Here is a 14834-nt window from a genome sequence, read left to right as displayed (position 1 = left end):
ATCAAGGAACAGTTCATAGGTCATGTGGTTGGGCTTGCGGCCACCCAGCACCTCGCAGATCCCGTCATAGATCGGGGTATTGGTGCTGTGGTCCTTGCCGTACATTTCAAAGTCCACGTCCAGCGCGGCCCAGCGGGCGCCGAAATCGGGCTTCCATTGCAGTTTGACGTTGCCGCCGGTGACGGGCAGCGTGGTCTCGGTGCCGTCCTCGTCGTCAAAGGTGATCGTTCCGGCCTTGGCATCGACATTCTTCAGCGGCACATACAGAACCCGCCCCGATTGCGGGCTGATCGGCAGAAAGATCGAATAGCTTTGCTGGCGTTCATCGCGAAGGGATGCCAGCATCACCTCCATCACCGCGTCATAGCGTTCAGCCGCGCGCAGCAACACCGCGTCAAACTGACCGGATGTATAAAAGTCGGTGGCCGAATAGAATTCATACTCAAACCCGAACGTGTCCAGAAACCGGCGCAGCATGGCATTGTTGTGATCGCCAAAGCTGGGATATTCACCAAACGGATCGGGCACGGATGTCAGCGGTTTTTGTACATGTTCGCGCAGCATCGCCTGTTGCGGCACATTGTCGGGGATCTTGCGCATCCCGTCCATATCGTCGGAAAAACAGATCAGCCGCGTGGGAATATCGCTGATTTCCTGAAAGGCGCGGCGGATCATCGTGGTGCGCGCGACCTCGCCAAAGGTGCCGATATGCGGCAGCCCGCTGGGGCCATAGCCGGTTTCAAACAGCACATATCCCTTTTCGGGTGGTGCTTTTTCATACCGTTTCAGCAGACGGCGCGCTTCTTCAAAGGGCCAGGCTTTGGAAGACATCGCAGCATCGCGCAAATCGGACATGGGATCACACCTTGATCGTGAACGGGCCCCGTGCCCGCCAAGCCATGCTTCCTATTGTGCCGGGGCGCTTGCGTCAATATTCTGCACTGCAACACACACTGACAAGGATATCGCCATGACAGAAGATGCTATGTCGCTCAGCCCGCAGGACAGCCTTGTCGCCATCATGATCGTCGTTTCGGCCTCGGATGAAACCATCCGCACGTCCGAACTGGTGACGATCCAGCGTATCGTGAACCATCTGCCGGTCTTTGCCGATTATGACGACGACCGTATCGCAACGGTATCGCGCACCGTGTTCGACCTTCTGGAAGAGGAAGACGGCCTGGATGCGATCTTTGGGCTGGTGCGCGAAACCCTGCCCGAAAAACTGTTTGAAACCGCCTATGCGCTGGCCTGCGACGTGGCCGCCGCAGATGGTACACTCAGGGAACCCGAGCTGCGCCTGCTGGAAGAAATGCGGTACGAACTGAATATAGACCGGCTGCATGGCGCGGCCATCGAACGGGGCGCGCGCGCCCGGCATTTGACCTTGTAACCCGCGTTCAGCGGCCCGCACGCACGCGGCGAAGAAACCGATACAGCCCCCAGACCACCGCAAGGCCCAAAACGGATATCGCCAGCGTTACCGGCCAGCTGAGCGTTCGCATATGCGCCCCCAGCCACACCATGACTACGGTCAAGGGCAGTATGCCCACGCCTGTGGTCCACAAGAACACGTGCCATCTGACCCGCGTCAGCCCGGCGGCATAGTTGATCAGATTGAATGCAATCAGCGGAATGAAGCGCGCAACCAATAATGCCGGCGCCCCCTGACGGTCTGTCCAGCGATCCAGTGCCGCACGTTGTGAAGGCGGCAAAAACCGCATGACCACCGTCTTTCCAAACCAACGCGACAGGGCGAAAGCCAATGCCGCCCCCATCATCGCACCGATCCAGACCAGAAGAACCCCCTGCGCCACGCCGAACATGGCGCCCGCCGTCAGGGCGACGATCTCGGCCGGGAAGGGAATGAAACTGTGGACAATCATCAGCCCGATCACAGCCGCAGGGCCCCAGGGGCCCATCCGGTCGATCAAGGATGTCATGTCGGCCTGCGTCACGGCAATGCCGCCCATCGCAAGGGTTGCGGCTATCCCCAACAGGCCCAGCCCCAGGATTGCGTATGGTATCAGCCGCATGCGCCTCGACATCCGTCGGCCCCCTGCGGCTTATCGGCATGATCCTGACAGCCTAGCGCCACGCGCGCCCCACGCCAAGCTGCGCAATCATGTTGCATACAGCCCTGCCCAGCGTTCGATCAGCGCCAGTTGCAGATTGCGCGCGCGCACGGCCCATTCATGGCCGCCAGCCGGTTTTTCCATTTCGGCGAGGCCCAGCGCATCGCGCCGGGGCTGGTCGGCGATCTGGATCGAGAAGATCAGTTCGCGCCCGCTGGCGGCGGTGGCGAACCCCGCCAGCGCGCTGGCGAAATTCAGCGTGCCGGTCTTGGCGCGCACTGAAACCGGATGCCCCGGCACCGGGCGTCCCCTGGCGTCGCGCATCGGAATATCCTTCAGCAGATCGCGCAACCCGCTGTGCTGGCCCAGCGCGCGCACCATGCATCGGGCAGATATGCGCGACAGGGGCCCCAGCCCGGAATGATCGACAAAGCCGGCTTGCTCGCCGCCCAGGCCTTGCGCCAGCCATGCATTCATCCATGCGGCTGATCCCGCCAGCGTATCAACCCGACCATGGCGCATGGCGGTTGCCGTCAGGCCGATCGCCTCGGCTGTCAGATTGTTGGAATATTTCAGCATCCCGCGCAGGATCTGCGACAGCGGAATGCTTTCGATCCGGGCCAGCACGGTGCTCTGTTGTGAAATGCCGGTCGCACTTGCCGGGCCAAGCTCGATCCCCTGCGCGCGCGCCAATGTCCGAAAGACATCCGCAACGTAAAGGGCGGGTTGACGCACCGGCAGCCACCGACCGCCCCCCTGCCCCAGCGCGCTTGCCGCGACCGTCCAGTCATCGCGCCCCTGCGCGGTATCATAGGTATAAAGTGGCCAGTCCCGATCCACGACGCGCATCCGCGCCATACCGACCGGCGGGCGCTGACGTTCGGTGCGCGCCTCCATGGTGACATCCCAGCCCGAGGTGCCACGCCGCCATTCGAAATAGACGCGGTTAAAGTTCAGGTTCAGCCCGGAAATGGCCGGGTTATAGCCGACATGGTCCGGCTGGCCGGGGTCAATCGCAGCCAGCGTGGGCAGGGCGCTGGCGTCATATCGGAAACTGCCCGTTATCTCGCGCAGCCCGGCCGCCTTGAGGGCCGCGGCCAGTTCGGCCAGCCCATCTGTATCCAGAACCGGATCGCCGCCGCCCTGCAAAATCAGATCGCCCTCCAGCCGTCCGTTTTGCAGTGGCCCCGTTGCAATCAGATGTGTGGCAAACCGGTAATCCGGCCCAAGGGTATCCAGCGCATACAGGGTGGTCAGCGCCTTGGCCGTGCTGGCAGGCAGCAGCGGTAATGTGGGGTTCAGGGCCTCTAGAACGGTGCCGCTGACCGCATCGGCCACCATATATCCGATCTGGCCGCCCAGTCGCGCCTTTTCGATCAATGCACCGGCGGGGGGCACCGCCACCACCCCCGGCAAACCGGGGCGCAACGGCGGAATGACCGACCGCGCCAGCGGATCGGCCAGCGCCGCATCGGCCATCCCGGCCAGCGAAGCCGCCAGCACCCACCTGCGCGAAACCGATGATCCCGATGTTTTCATACGGCGAGTGAAGCAAATCCGCCGCGACGCCACAAGGGCGATCAAGGGCTCTGCCTCGGCCACTTGGCCTATGGCCGCCAATCCCCGCGCGCCCGGATTTGCGACGACGAAATGTCAAGCAAGGGAATGTTCACAAAACACCAGGCCGGGGCCTGTCTGCGGCCCAGCGTCCGCGCGGCAGACCCGGAAACCCGATAGCGCGCATAGCGTTCGGCGGCCTTCGACATACGCGCCGTCAGGCGTGTGCCGGGGCGCGCGATCACGCCGATTGGCACGTTTTCCATGATCCATTCCCACCTGTCCCAATGGTGAAACGTGGCCAGGTTGTCGGCCCCCATCAGCCAGACGAACCGCACGCCCGGATAAAGCGACTGCAACGCCGCCAGTGTTTCGGCGGTAAACCGCGTGCCAATCCGGGATTCCAGATCGGTAACCGTCACGCGCGGATCAGCCATGACAGTACGCGCCTGTTCCATCCGGCGCTCCAGCGGCGCCGGGCCGCGGACCTTCAGCGGATTGCCGGGACTGACCAGCCACCAGACCCTGTCCAGCCCGAAACGCTTGATCGCCTCGCGCGTTATATGGGCATGGCCTGCATGCGCAGGATCAAACGACCCGCCCAGCAGGCCGATCACCTGGCCGCGCCGCGACGGTGGTAAATTGCTGGCCATAGCTCTTTCGAACCTCATCCCCTGACCTGCAAATCTGCGGATCAGCCCCTATCTTCATTCCGTCCCTTTAACGCGCACGAAGCGATTGCCCTTGGCCCAGCCAAAGGCTACACCTGCGCCCGATCACCGCATAAGGAACCCGTTCATGGCATCTTATCAATACGTTTATCATATGGAAGGTGTTTCCAAGGCCTATCCGGGTGGAAAGAAATGCTTTGAAAACATTCATTTGTCGTTTCTGCCGGGGGTAAAGATCGGCGTGGTCGGCGTCAACGGCGCCGGTAAATCCACCCTTTTGCGCATCATGGCCGGGATCGACAAGGATTTCAGCGGCGAAGCCTGGGCCGCCAAAGGCGCGCGTGTCGGCTATCTGCCGCAGGAGCCGCAGCTGGATGAAAACCTGACAGTGCGTGAAAATGTCATGCTGGGGGTGGCCAGCAAGACAGCCAAGCTGGAACGCTATAACGAACTGGCAATGAATTATTCGGACGAAACCGCCGATGAGATGGCCGCCCTGCAGGACCAGATCGACGCCGAAAACCTGTGGGATCTCGACAGCCAGATCGACGTGGCGCTGGAAGCCCTGCGCTGCCCGCCCGACGATGCGGATATCACCACGCTGTCAGGTGGCGAAAAACGCCGCGTTGCGCTGTGCAAGCTGCTGCTGGAAGCCCCTGACATGCTGCTGCTGGATGAACCGACCAACCACCTGGACGCCGAAACTATCGCCTGGCTGCAAAAGCATCTGATCGAATACAAGGGGACGATTCTGATCGTGACCCATGACCGCTATTTCCTGGATGATATCACCAGCTGGATCCTTGAGCTCGATCGCGGCCGGGGCATCCCCTATGAAGGCAACTATTCCGCCTGGCTGGATCAAAAGGCCAAGCGCCTTCAGCAGGAAGCGCGCGAGGACAAGTCGAAACAGAAGGTTCTGGAACGCGAATTGGACTGGATCCGGCAGGGCGCCAAGGCGCGTCAGGCCAAGCAGAAGGCCCGGATCAACGCCTATAACGAACTGGCCGATCAATCCGAGCGCGAAAAACTGACCCGCGCCCAGATCGTCATTCCCAACGGGCCACGTCTTGGCGGCAAGGTGATCGAGGTGGAAAACCTGCGCAAAGGCTATGGCGACAAACTGCTGGTCGAAGACCTGTCCTTCAGCCTGCCGCCCGGCGCGATTGTCGGCGTGATCGGCCCCAACGGCGCGGGTAAATCGACGCTGTTCCGGATGATCACCGGGCAAGAGGCCCCCGATGGCGGTTCCGTCAGTTTCGGCGACACGGTGCAGTTTTCCTATGTCGACCAGTCGCGCGACGCGCTGGACCCGGCCAAGACCGTCTGGGAAGAAATCTCCGGCGGGGCCGAGTTGATCGCGCTGGGCGATGCCGAGGTCAGCAGCCGCGCCTATTGCGGCAGCTTCAATTTCAAGGGGGCCGATCAGCAGAAAAAGGTCGGCTTGCTGTCGGGCGGCGAACGCAACCGTGTGCATATGGCCAAGCTGCTGAAATCGGGTGGAAACGTGCTGTTGCTGGATGAACCGACCAACGATCTGGATGTGGAAACCCTGCAGGCGCTGGAAGCGGCGATCGAGGATTTCGCCGGCTGCGCGGTGATCATCTCGCACGACCGATTTTTCCTCGACCGCCTCTGCACCCATATGCTGGCCTTCGAGGGCGACGCCCATGTCGAATGGTTCGAGGGTAACTTCGAGGCCTATGAAGAAGACAAGGTGCGCCGCCTGGTCCAGACAGCATCGAACCGAAGCGGGTGAAATACAAGAAGTTTACGAGGTGACTGGGGGCCTGACTATGGCCGGAAATACCTAGAAGCGATCTATGACGCCGCTGATACGATACCGGTTTCTGTGCGTTGATGCCAAAGGGCGCTTCGGCATCAACGTCGGCCTGCCGCATTGCCCGGTATTCACACTTGGCCATGGCCCCCTGTGACCTTCACGGGCAGTTTCAGCAACCAACCTGGTCGTCATCATCTTTGCCCTCTGCCTGAAAGACCGTGGCGCGGCCGCGACCGGCGCGTTTAGAGGCATAGAGGGCCTGATCGGCGTCGTGCAGCATCTGCGGGGCATTCGGGGGGTCGTAACGGCCCGACACCGCAATACCGATACTGCCCGAAACACAGCAGGGCGTTCCCTCGAACATCACTGGCTCCTCCAGGCGCCGGATGATCCGGTCGGCAATCTCCAGCAGGCGGGTCGGGTCAGCAAGGCCTTCGAAAACAATCACGAACTCGTCGCCCCCCGCGCGGATAACCGCATCGCCCTGCCGGGTTTCCTCGCATAATACGCGGGCGGCCTGTTGCAGCACGGCGTCGCCCGCGGCATGGCCCAGCGTATCGTTCACGGATTTGAAGAAATCCAGATCAACATGCATCAACGCGAACCTGCGCCGTTCGCCCGCCATCCGCGCCAGAATGCGTTGCAACGCGCGCCGGTTGTGCAGGCCGGTCAGACTGTCGGTCAGCGATTGTGCCTCGGCGGCGCGATGTGCCGCTTGCAGCCGTTCATTCAGGCGCCGCGTTTCTTCCATGACGGCGCTTTTGGCCTCGACCAGATACAGCATTTCGATGGCCAGATCGGTGGCGGCGAAATCGGCCAGGGTCAGGTTGTATTCGGCAACAGCCTCGACCACCGAAACACCAAAGGACAGGTTCAGCAGCATGCCCTGATCGCCGGGCAATCGCAGCAGCAACCCTTTCAGCGTCGTCTGGGGCGGTCGGCAAAAGGCCACGGTCAGGCGCTGGCCATCCGCCAGGTGAATCACATCCATGTCGCGCGGACGCCTGATGTTGAAGACATCCCAGAACCGCCGACCCGCCAGGGCCTGATCGGGGCGCAGCTTCTGCAGGGTCGGCCCCGCGCGCAGGATCATGCCCGCCGGGTTCAGCCACAGATGCATCGGCATCAATTTTCCCATCGCATCGGCGGAAAGCAAAAGTTTGTCTGGCATGATATTCAATCCGGCCGCACAGAAAGATCAAACCGACGGCCTTCGGCGAAACAGCCATCGAGCAACGAGATTGAAATCACCCCGCCTGTCGGGCCGGCCTGCGTCACCTCAAGCACCGCCAGGGCACCATAATCATCGGCCAATGCCCGCAATATTCCCATGATCAGGTGGCATGCATCCGGGAAGCCCCACTTGCACATCAGCTGAAATGATTGCGGACCGACCTCGGACAATTCAAGATCGGGCGGGTCCAGTTGCGGCACCGCCATACGGGTGCGTCCGGCAAGATCATCCAGCGAGTGCAGGAACTCCAGAAAACTGTCGCCGCCGAAGCGCAGCAAACGGCGCAGCGGTTCGGACCAGCGATTATAGACCAGAAAGGTTCCCAGATCCTCGGCCAGAGTTGACTGCGGCTTGTTCAGCAGGCAAGCCGCAGTTTCCAGAATGGCGATGGTCTGGCTATCGTCATAGATCATCATCGCCTCGAAGCTGCCCGGCGCGACACCGGCCTGCCGCGCGACGCTGCGCCACATTTCAGTGCCATAGGTTTCTTCGATGAAATACTGAAGCGATCTGTTGATCAGCCCGTGCATGCGCCTTCCCCGATTGTTCCGCGCCACAGGCTAGGCCCGATTCATTAACAATTCTGGAATTGCAAAGGGTTTCAGGCGGCGCGCGATGTCAGGTAATCCGGCAAATGCCCGATATCTGGCAGGATCATATCCGCCACATCATGCAGATCATCCGCAACGGCCAGGCCCGTCAGAACACCGATCGTTCCCATTCCCGCCGCACGGCCTGCGATCATGTCATGGCGGCTGTCGCCGACCATCAGCACCGATGTCGGATCAAGCCCCTGGCTGTCGGCAAAGGCATAAAGCTGCCCCGGCGCAGGCTTGGCGCCATGGCCGGAATCACACCCGGCAATAAAATCGAAATAGTCGGCGATTCCTGCGGCGGCCAGATGGGCGCGGGCGGGGGCCTCGGCATCATTCGTCACCACGCCCAGCTTCAACCCGTTGGCGCGCAGCAGGCCCAGCAGTGGCAACAGCGGCGTGGCCGGCTGCATCGGCGCCAGCGCCGCCACCGAATTCATCCGCGTCACCAGGGCGGCGGGCGTCGCCCCTGGCAATAAAGGCAACAGGCACAACGAAATTTCGCGCGGCGTGCCGGCAATTACCGGGCTGTCGGGGGTAAATACCCCCGTTCGGATATCAAATCCGATCGCATCCCCCAGCGCCTGGGCGCGTTGGGCATCTTCGCCTGCCAGCTCGTTCAGAAAGCTGCGGGCCCAACTGCTCCACGACATCTGAAAATCGAACAAAGTGCCATCCTTGTCAAAAAGGATGCCGCGAATATGTCGCATCATCGTTCGGTCCTCCTGCAGGGAATATGCCTGCACAGGTCACGATTCTCAACGAATTACGGCCCGGCAGGCTTGATTGTCCGTGCATAGGCGACGTTTCGCCGCCCTTACGTCAAGTCCAGCTTATTTCCGCGCCGCCGGGCAGCGCCTGTCGGGCCCGCATCAGGCTGTCTGGCGGCAGGCCCTGCATGCGGCAAAACCCGATCACCCAAGCATCATCCATCATCAGGAAATCGAGAACCGCAACCTGGAAATCGGGCTGATCGGCCCGTGCGGCCATATCGGCCGTGTCGGCGCCGGTGGCCCCCAGGAACACCGGCAGCAGGTCTTCGTTCCCAACCAGCCAGGCCAGCGCCTGCAAGGCGATTATTTCTGCCTGATCCTGCGTCATCGGTCCTCCGGGAGTGAATCGTTAAAGAGTTTGTTAAGACTTGTTGTCCAATACTGAAGCCAGCGCAAACAAACACCAACAACATGGGCATGGATACAGGAGCACGCGAATGCCGGGACGTATTCTTGTGGTCGATGACCTGGCAACCAACCGGATCGTCATGAAGGTGCGTCTGGCCGAGGCCTGCTATGACGTGCTTCAGGCAGATGGCGGGCTGGCCGCGCTGGATATCGCGCGGCGTGAACATCCCGATCTGATCCTGCTGGATGTGGTCATGGCTGATCTTGATGGCATTTCGGTTTGCCGGGCGCTGAAATCCGACCCCGCAACCGCTGATATACCCATCATCATGGTGACAGCAGGCCGGAACACCGATGAAAAGGTGCAGGCCCTGGCCGCCGGCGCCGAGGAATTTCTGTCGAAACCCCTGGACGAAGCCACATTGCTGGCCCGCGTGCGCAGCCTTTTGCGTGCGCGGGAAACCGCGCGCGAACTGGCGCTGCGCGACGGCACGCGGCGGGCATTGGGCTTCGCGGAACCCGCCCAGCAATTTACACGGCGCGGCAGTATCGCTTTGCTGGGCGGCAAACTTGCACAGGCGATGCAGTGGAAAAACATGCTGTCGGGCCAGATCAGGGCCGATCTGCAGATCATGACGCGGGCCGAGGCGCTGGCACAACCCGATGCCGATCGGGCACCCGACCTGTTTGTCATCGCTACCGATCTGGATCGGGCGGGCGACGGCCTGCGCCTGTTGACCGATCTGCGCTCGCGTCCGGCCACGCGGCATTCAGCCATCGTCATGGTCGTGCCCATATCCGCGCAGGATGATGCCGCCATGGCGCTGGACCTTGGCGCCAATGACCTGCTGTCACTGCCCTGCGATGCGCGTGAAATGGCCCTGCGCATGGAAACCCAACTGGCGCGCAAACATCAGGCCGACCTGTTGCGGGCCGCGGTCAGGGATGAACTGCGTCTGGCGATGACAGATCCGCTGACAGGGCTGTTCAATCGGCGCTATGCGATGCCGCACCTTGATGCCATCGCCCACAGCGCCGCGCATACAGGTCGGTCATTTGCCCTGATGCTTCTGGATATCGACCGGTTCAAATCCGTGAATGATCAATTTGGCCATGCCGCAGGCGATTGTGTCCTTCAATCCGTCGCCCGGGTTCTGACTGATAATCTGCGGCCCGTCGATCTGATCGCACGGATCGGCGGCGAAGAATTCCTGATCGTCCTGCCCGAAACCAGCGCAGAGCGGGCGATTGCCACGGCCGAACGATTGCGCCAGAATGTTTGCAGCAGCACCATCCCCCTGCCCGGCAAGGCCCGCGCCATCCAGATCAGCGCCAGCATCGGGGTGGCGATTTCAGACCGGACGCTGACCGATACAAAGCGGTTGTTCGCATTGGCCGATGATGCGCTTTATGCCGCCAAGGCCGAGGGGCGAAACCGCGTCACCATCGGAAAAGCCGCCTGAACCTGCGGCGCGCCAAGCCCATCAATCGTCGTTGCGCCGATGGCCGGGCCCGTACCGCAGCATTTCCGTCAGGCGATCTGCGAATGCCGCACGCTCTGCCGCGTTCATTCCCGCGACATGATTGACAAGAACCTGCCGCAGAATGCGGGCCTGATCATCCACCCGCATTTGCTGACGATCCAGCACCCCCTGCGTTGCGGCCGGATCGAACGGATCCGCGCGCAGCAGCTCAAGCACGAGGACGAAATCCTGCCGCATGGCCCTGCGGTTTTCGCGCAGCGCACCGGCCTGTTGCAGGAAGGCGGCCCGAAGTTCTGCCTGATCCTGTGGCGTCAGGGCCCGCGCATATGGGCCGAACCGGGACAGCTCTTCTATCGCGGCGGGCCTGTCCCGGATATTGTGCCGATGGTTCAGCACCGCCCCCAGCACCAGACCGACACACAACAGGTTCAACATCAGCGACGCGCCCAGCACGATCCGCCAACCACGAAATGCCGATTTTGGATCTTTGCTCATATCCCGTCCTCCGCCAACATCCCGTCAAAGCCGGGTATGAAATCCGCCATCTGATAGCTTGCAGTATCGCTTGGCCAAAGCGCCGCCAAAGCCGTATTGATGCCCTCGGGCGCACGATATCCGATCCACAGGCCCGCGACGGCCGCAGCCGCCATGCCGGCCAGTTCGGGCCAGCTGACGGCCAGCCCCTGCAACCACTCCGGCCAGCGAAACGAACCGCGCCGCGACACCGACGCTGCAGTCGGCGGCAGGGCTGTGCGGGCATCGGCCAGGACGCGTTCCATCAAGGTCACTGAGGGCGCGGGGGCGGTTTCGCGCGCCGCATCAAAGAACATGTCCAGGGTGATGTCGTCGCGGTGCTTGTCAGTCATCTTCATACCCCAATTCGGCGCGGCGCCCTGTCAACAATTCGCCCAATCTGCGTTTACCCCGCGCGATCAGGCTTTCCACGGCCTCGACACTTTGCTGCATGATCTCGGCAATCTCGGGGTTTGCAAGCCCTTCGATATGGCGCAGCACCACCGCCTGCCGCTGCCGGTCTGGCAGGGTTTGCAGGGCGCGGTCGAGCGCGGCGGCACGTTGTGCCATCTGCATCTGCGCATCTGCGGCGGGCCGGGGATCAACGGGCTCGGGCACCTGATCCAGCGCCAGCCCCCGCTTTTTGCGTAACCGGTCCGTGCACAGATTGGCCGCGACCCGATACAGCCAGGTCGACACCTGCGCCTCGCCCGGTCGCCAGTCGGGCGCCATCCGCCACAGCCGCAGCATCGCCTCTTGCGCGACATCCTCTGCCTCGGCCGGGTCGCCCAGCATGCGGGCGGCCAGGCGCAAGATACGTGGCGTCAGGCGCAAGGTCAGTGCATGCGCCGCGGCAGCATCGCCCCGGCCATAGGCCATCAGCAATGCTTCGTCCGACGTGTCGCTTTGGGCATCCAGGGCCATATCCATCCTGCGCAAGGCCTATCCTGCCTGCCCCCGGCGCACAATATGCCGGGGGCGCGGGCTTGGGTCAGTCTTCGCGGTGGAACATCCGGCCGCCGTGGCGGTCGCCGTGGTCGTCACCATGGCGCATGCCGGCAAAGCGTGACATCGCGTTGTCGAACTCTTCCTTCGAGATGGCCCCGTCCTTGTCGGTATCGGCCTGAGCGAACATGATATCGCTGCGCGGGGCGCCAAGCTCTTCCTTGCTGAGCATGTCGTCGCCATTTCTGTCCATCAGGCCGATCATGCGCTCCGCATGCATCGTGCGCCACTGCGTGCGGTTTTCGTCGCGGGCGCTGCGCGCAAAGGCACTGATTTCATCCGGCACGACAGAACCGTTCTTGTCGGTATCCATTTCGGCGAAACGCTCGGCTATGCGGGCCTGGATTTCCTCCAGGGTCAACGCGCCATCCTTGTTGGCATCGGCCTGTTCGAACCTGCCCTGCATCATACCCATTCCTGCATGGTCCTGTGGCCCCTTTGCCATCGCCGGAATTGCGCTCACCGCCAGTGCCGCACCCAAAACCAGGGCCGAACAGCGGGTCAAAATCTTGTTGCGTGACATCATGTATCTCCTGTTGTGCCTCTGCGGGCCGGGCACGATCCTGTATCGTCACCCATTTCCCCAAACGGGCGGCGCGAGGATTTCCGTCGCGCAGCGCATGAAATTTCATCCCTTGCGACACGGCGACGCGCTCCCCTGTATTTGAGGTGCCAAACTGATATATAGCCATCGACTGCCAGCCCCCGCGCGACAAAAGGATCAAAATGATGACACAGCCAACCGAACGGCCCTTGCGGCCTGCCCTGCTGCGCGGTTGGCGTGGTCGTTGTCCCAATTGTGGGGCAGGGCCGGTTTTGCACAGTTATCTAAAGGTTCATCCGACCTGCCCTGCCTGCCAGGAAGAGTTGCACCATCACCGGGCCGATGATGGCCCAGCCTATCTGACGATCTTGGTCGTCGGGCATCTGATGGCGCCCATGATTTTATGGGCCTTCGCGACCTTCCGACCAGACCCTCTGGTTTTGGCCAGCACATTTACAGTTGGCTGCGTCGGTTTGTCGCTTTATCTTCTGCCCAAGTTCAAGGGGGCGCTGGTCGCATTGCAATGGGCCAAGCGGATGCACGGGTTTGGGGAATATGCTGAATACAATTGACAAATCCGCCGTTCGGAATGCGGCGACGGTTATTTTGCTGCGCGATGCGGCCACCCAACCAAAGGTTTTGATGGGCCAGCGCGGCGCGCAGGCCGCGTTCATGCCCAACAAGTTCGTGTTTCCCGGTGGGGCAGTTGATGCCGTCGATGGCACCATACCTCTTGCCTGCCCGATCAATTCCGCCTGCGACGCCCGCCTGCGTGTGGATGCCGATGCATCACTGGCGCAGGCGTTCATCGCCGCCGCCATACGCGAGGTCTGGGAAGAAACCGGGCTGATTTTTGGCTCGGCCGGCGCATGGGCGATCGAGCCCCCGAAAGGCTGGCGCGGATTTGCGGCATCCGGCCATCTTCCTGACCCCAGTGGGTTCAATTTCATATTCCGGGCATTGACGCCGCCGGGCAAACCCCGCCGCTTCGATGCGCGCTTCTTCCTGGTCGAGGCCGATCGCGCGGTGGGCGATCTGGATGATTTTTCCCGCGCCGAGGACGAGCTGTCGCACCTTCAGTGGATCCCGCTGGAACAGGCCAAGCAATTCGACCTGCCATTCGTGACGGAAGTGGTCCTGTCCGAGGTTTCGGGTCTGCTGAAAACCGGCTTGCCCCCGCAAAGCGTGCCGTTCTTTCGCAATGACGAAAGCGGCTCAAAGCTGCTGCGGATCGAATAACCCGATCAGGCCAGCAAGACGATCATCACGATTGAAAGGGCGATCAGGGCGATTCCGGCGGTTTCACGCCCGCGCAGGGGCTCGTGAAAGATCAGGGTCGACACGAATATGCTGAATATCAGCTCGATCTGCCCCAGAGCCCGCACATAGGCCGCATGTTGCAGCGTAAAGGCGATAAACCAGCCCAGCGATCCCAACATGCCTGCGACCCCGACCAATGTGGTGCGTCGCCAATGGGCCAGCACTTTCGCAACCTGCCCCGGTTCGCGAACACGCAACCACAGCACCATCGCCAGCGTTTGTGCGGCCGTTACGACCGCCAGCGTCAGCGCGGCACGCAAGAGAAAATCGCCGCTATCCAGCGCCTGTGTCGCACCCCGGTATCCGATGGCCGAAATCCCGAAGCCCGCCCCCGCCATCAGGCCCAGCCCCGACGCCTTGTTCCATATGCGCCATCCAGCCACCACGGTGCCGGGTGGGCGCGACAAGACAATCAGCCCTACCAGCCCCAGCAGGATGGCAATCACGCCCCAGGTGCTGATGCCTTCGCCCAGAATGATCAATGCGAACAGTGCCGTCAAAACGGTTTCGGTCTTGGTGAAGGCAATACCTACGGCAAAATTGCGCTGCGCGAAAAGCGCGACAGTGGCCAGCGTTGCCAGAATTTGCGACAGCCCCCCGGCCAATGCAAAGATCCAGAACCGCGCCGGCATTGCGGGTATGGCCGTGCCGCTTCGTTCCACCAGCACCAGCGCCAGCCCCGCCGCCAGAGGCGCCGCGAAAACAAAGCGTGAAAACGTCGCGCCGCCGGTGCTGAGCCCGGCGGTCTTCAGCTGCTTTTGCAACATGAACCGCGCGGTCTGAAAACCTGCTGCGGCCAGGGTGGCGATAATCCAAAGCTCCATCCCGTCATTTGTCATGGCAATAGCGGGCGACACAATGGCAATTCCTGTGTGCGCTGGCCAAGCGTCGGGGGCTGCGCTAAACCGGGGCCGAACATATATAAAGGCCCGCC

The 14834-nt window shown here is 61.9% G+C and carries 17 protein-coding genes and 1 pseudogene; 5 read left to right on the top strand and 13 right to left on the bottom strand.

All coding sequences use genetic code 11. From position 1 onward, the window contains the following. Positions 1 to 855 (bottom strand): annotated as a pseudogene (gene lysK, locus ACTCHC_RS03985) (lysine--tRNA ligase); the annotation flags it as partial. A 115-nt stretch (positions 856 to 970) separates the two neighbouring features. On the opposite strand from lysK, the gene ACTCHC_RS03980 reads away from it, so the two are divergent. Beyond that, positions 971 to 1393: a tellurite resistance TerB family protein gene (locus ACTCHC_RS03980; protein ID WP_463021166.1), complete on the top strand. Its 423-nt coding sequence runs from the start codon at positions 971 to 973 to the stop codon at positions 1391 to 1393. A gap of 7 nt (positions 1394 to 1400) precedes the next feature. On the opposite strand, the gene ACTCHC_RS03975 is transcribed toward ACTCHC_RS03980, so the two are convergent. The 3 genes from ACTCHC_RS03975 to ACTCHC_RS03965 form a co-directional block, all read right to left on the bottom strand. After that, positions 1401 to 2036, bottom strand: a complete 636-nt coding sequence (locus ACTCHC_RS03975; protein WP_463021165.1) for a TVP38/TMEM64 family protein — start codon at positions 2034 to 2036, stop codon at positions 1401 to 1403. A gap of 87 nt (positions 2037 to 2123) precedes the next feature. Next, a complete protein-coding gene (gene dacB / locus ACTCHC_RS03970) occupies positions 2124 to 3614 on the bottom strand; it encodes a D-alanyl-D-alanine carboxypeptidase/D-alanyl-D-alanine endopeptidase (protein WP_463021164.1) in 1491 nt (496 codons plus the stop codon). A 68-nt stretch (positions 3615 to 3682) separates the two neighbouring features. Continuing rightward, on the bottom strand, positions 3683 to 4285 hold the full coding sequence (locus ACTCHC_RS03965) for a nicotinate-nucleotide adenylyltransferase (protein WP_463021163.1): 603 nt from the start codon (positions 4283 to 4285) through the stop codon (positions 3683 to 3685). A gap of 145 nt (positions 4286 to 4430) precedes the next feature. Between ACTCHC_RS03965 and ettA the strand changes: the two genes are divergently transcribed. Then, positions 4431 to 6062: an energy-dependent translational throttle protein EttA gene (gene ettA / locus ACTCHC_RS03960; RefSeq protein ID WP_463021161.1), complete on the top strand. Its 1632-nt coding sequence runs from the start codon at positions 4431 to 4433 to the stop codon at positions 6060 to 6062. A gap of 193 nt (positions 6063 to 6255) precedes the next feature. On the opposite strand, the gene ACTCHC_RS03955 is transcribed toward ettA, so the two are convergent. The 4 genes from ACTCHC_RS03955 to ACTCHC_RS03940 form a co-directional block, all read right to left on the bottom strand. Further along, positions 6256 to 7257, bottom strand: a complete 1002-nt coding sequence (locus ACTCHC_RS03955) for a diguanylate cyclase domain-containing protein (RefSeq protein WP_463021160.1) — start codon at positions 7255 to 7257, stop codon at positions 6256 to 6258. Positions 7258 to 7262: 5 nt separating this feature from the next. Beyond that, entirely contained in the window at positions 7263 to 7850 is a 588-nt protein-coding gene (locus ACTCHC_RS03950) for a heme NO-binding domain-containing protein (protein ID WP_463021159.1), read from the bottom strand. Between the two features lie 71 nt (positions 7851 to 7921). Next, complete coding sequence (locus ACTCHC_RS03945; RefSeq protein ID WP_463021168.1) at positions 7922 to 8623, bottom strand: HAD family hydrolase; 702 nt, start codon at positions 8621 to 8623, stop codon at positions 7922 to 7924. A 112-nt stretch (positions 8624 to 8735) separates the two neighbouring features. Further along, complete coding sequence (locus ACTCHC_RS03940) at positions 8736 to 9014, bottom strand: DUF3572 domain-containing protein (RefSeq protein WP_463021158.1); 279 nt, start codon at positions 9012 to 9014, stop codon at positions 8736 to 8738. A 109-nt stretch (positions 9015 to 9123) separates the two neighbouring features. Here ACTCHC_RS03940 and ACTCHC_RS03935 point away from each other — a divergent pair, with 109 nt between their 5' ends. Continuing rightward, entirely contained in the window at positions 9124 to 10497 is a 1374-nt protein-coding gene (locus ACTCHC_RS03935) for a diguanylate cyclase (RefSeq protein ID WP_463021157.1), read from the top strand. A gap of 21 nt (positions 10498 to 10518) precedes the next feature. On the opposite strand, the gene ACTCHC_RS03930 is transcribed toward ACTCHC_RS03935, so the two are convergent. From ACTCHC_RS03930 to ACTCHC_RS03915, 4 genes are all read right to left on the bottom strand, one after another. Continuing rightward, positions 10519 to 11013 (bottom strand): periplasmic heavy metal sensor, encoded by a 495-nt coding sequence (locus tag ACTCHC_RS03930; protein ID WP_463021156.1) that lies wholly within the window; start codon positions 11011 to 11013, stop codon positions 10519 to 10521. After that, positions 11010 to 11384, bottom strand: coding sequence for a hypothetical protein (locus tag ACTCHC_RS03925; RefSeq protein ID WP_463021155.1), 375 nt, complete (start codon positions 11382 to 11384; stop codon positions 11010 to 11012). Before ACTCHC_RS03925 ends, ACTCHC_RS03930 begins: the two co-directional genes overlap by 4 nt. Continuing rightward, positions 11377 to 11961 carry an RNA polymerase sigma factor gene (locus tag ACTCHC_RS03920; RefSeq protein WP_463021154.1) on the bottom strand — a complete coding sequence of 195 codons (585 nt, stop codon included), beginning with the start codon at positions 11959 to 11961 and terminating at the stop codon, positions 11377 to 11379. Before ACTCHC_RS03920 ends, ACTCHC_RS03925 begins: the two co-directional genes overlap by 8 nt. 61 nt (positions 11962 to 12022) lie before the next feature. Further along, positions 12023 to 12559: an EF-hand domain-containing protein gene (locus tag ACTCHC_RS03915; protein WP_463021153.1), complete on the bottom strand. Its 537-nt coding sequence runs from the start codon at positions 12557 to 12559 to the stop codon at positions 12023 to 12025. Positions 12560 to 12765: 206 nt separating this feature from the next. Here ACTCHC_RS03915 and ACTCHC_RS03910 point away from each other — a divergent pair, with 206 nt between their 5' ends. Both ACTCHC_RS03910 and ACTCHC_RS03905 read left to right on the top strand, forming a co-directional pair. Further along, entirely contained in the window at positions 12766 to 13152 is a 387-nt protein-coding gene (locus ACTCHC_RS03910) for a DUF983 domain-containing protein (RefSeq protein WP_463021152.1), read from the top strand. Next, a complete protein-coding gene (locus ACTCHC_RS03905) occupies positions 13136 to 13819 on the top strand; it encodes an NUDIX hydrolase (RefSeq protein WP_463021151.1) in 684 nt (227 codons plus the stop codon). The genes ACTCHC_RS03910 and ACTCHC_RS03905 overlap by 17 nt, the downstream gene beginning before the upstream one ends. 5 nt (positions 13820 to 13824) lie before the next feature. Here the strand turns inward: ACTCHC_RS03905 and ACTCHC_RS03900 are convergent, their stop codons facing one another. After that, entirely contained in the window at positions 13825 to 14757 is a 933-nt protein-coding gene (locus ACTCHC_RS03900; RefSeq protein WP_463021150.1) for an EamA family transporter, read from the bottom strand. Positions 14758 to 14834 lie beyond the last annotated feature (77 nt).

Source organism: Actibacterium sp., from assembly GCF_055134745.1.
Note: the sequence above shows the minus strand (reverse complement) of the source record. Positions and strands in the feature narration are given on the sequence as shown.